Origin of the sequence: Roseomonas rosulenta (assembly GCF_016106005.1) — a bacterium.
In the GTDB taxonomy this organism is placed as follows: Bacteria; Pseudomonadota; Alphaproteobacteria; order Acetobacterales; family Acetobacteraceae; genus Neoroseomonas; species Neoroseomonas rosulenta.
This window is the reverse complement of record NZ_JACADR010000520.1, coordinates 1-1,468: the sequence shown is the minus strand read 5'-3', so window position 1 is coordinate 1,468 and position 1,468 is coordinate 1. Positions and strand designations below refer to the sequence as shown.

At 64.6% G+C, this 1,468-nt stretch carries 3 protein-coding genes; 2 read left to right on the top strand and 1 reads right to left on the bottom strand.

Annotation, left to right across the window (positions count from 1 at the left end):
• On the top strand, positions 1 to 258 hold a 258-nt coding region (locus HW578_RS28105), incomplete at its 5' end, for a hypothetical protein (RefSeq protein WP_232479321.1).
• Positions 259 to 444, top strand: coding sequence for a hypothetical protein (locus tag HW578_RS28520; protein WP_369407988.1), 186 nt, complete (start codon positions 259 to 261; stop codon positions 442 to 444).
• Here HW578_RS28520 and HW578_RS26495 read toward each other — a convergent pair.
• Positions 377 to 1,468 (bottom strand): Ig-like domain-containing protein (locus tag HW578_RS26495; protein ID WP_198373687.1); only part of this gene is annotated, 1,092 nt, incomplete at its 5' end. The genes HW578_RS28520 and HW578_RS26495 overlap by 68 nt on opposite strands.

Genomic DNA, 1,468 nt, shown 5'->3' with positions numbered 1-1,468 from the left:
AAGGACCAGAAAGAACCCAACCCCCCGATCCTCACCAGAACCCCGCCGCGCAGCCGCACCGGCCGGCATCCCCGCGCCCCCGACGGCCTTCAGCACCGCCCCGCAACGCGGTTATTCGAGGCGTCCACCTGGGTCCCGCGCACAGTGGATAGCGCGCGCCTCACGGACACCGCGCGCGACGACCCGCTGCTCGGCATCCTCAGCGGCGCGGAGCCGGGTGCCTGGACCGCGTTCCTCGACACCGAGCTGATGCCCTGACTGGCCGACCACCGGCTGCTCGGCGAGGCGGTGCTGCCCGCCGCGGGCATGGCGGAGATGGCGCTCGCCGCCGCCGCCACGCCTCCATCACCCGATCAAGCGCGCTTCGCAGGGGTCTCTAGAGGAACCAGAGTACTCCCGTACCGTCGATCGCGCTTTCGATGGGCGTGGGAATGTCTGCTCTAGTAAGCCCAGTCCAGGTCACCGATGTGTCAATGGCACCGTTCCCATCGATGTCGGCATGCATGGTGACACCAGTCCAACCCTCCCACCCGGCATTATCGAGCCAAGTGACCGAACTAACGCCCGCACGCCAGCCAAATACCGCCACTTGCTCGCCCGCTTCAAAGTCGGTGACGGTGGACCAGGTGACGTTGCCTCCGCGAGCATCGACGAAGAACGTGTCACTGCCGCTCCCGCCGGTTAGGAAATTAGAACCGGTACCGCCATCTAGAACGTCGTTGCCCGCTCCACCATCAGCGGCGTCATCAGCACCGAACAGAACTATAAAGTCGGCAAAGTCGGTCCCGCGTACCGCTTCCGTGCGGTTTGTTCCAAACCAATAGTACTCTAGCTGGTCTACCGGGCCGGTGTACGTGAGTGCAGGATCCACGAAGTCGAGCCCATCACGGCTCACGGCATAGGTTGGGCCCGGGAACTGATAATCCTGTACCGCGAGGGCGCCGTCGTTCCCTGCGACATCGGTCACTTGAAACTGCAAGCTGCTACTGCCAGCAAGAATCACGTTAGCCCAGGTGAGCTTGTCGGCAACGACGAAGCCCGTCACATCGATCCAGGTGTTCCCCGCGTCTGCGGAGCCGAACAGCCGCTCGTCGGCAGCAAGGCTCTGACTGAGCGTCGCAGTGACGGTTTGTACAGCGACGGCCGTGATGAAGTCGCCATCGATGTTTGTATCATTCGAAATATCAATGCCGAACACGGTAGTCAACGGCGCGGTGGTGTCGATGGTGACCGAGACCACGTTGGAGGTGGCCTCGTTGCCCGCCGCGTCGGCGACGACCGCGCGGTACTGGTAGCTGCCGTCGGCCACGCCCACTTGGGCGGCGGCAGTGGTCGCCCAGTTGCTGCCGCCGTCGGTCGAGACCTCATAGCGCAGGGCCGTCGCGCCCGTCAGGCTGAGATCGAACGTGCTGTCGCGGGTGACGCCGTCGCCGAGAACGCCGGTGTCGTCCAGGTTGGCGAAGGCGAG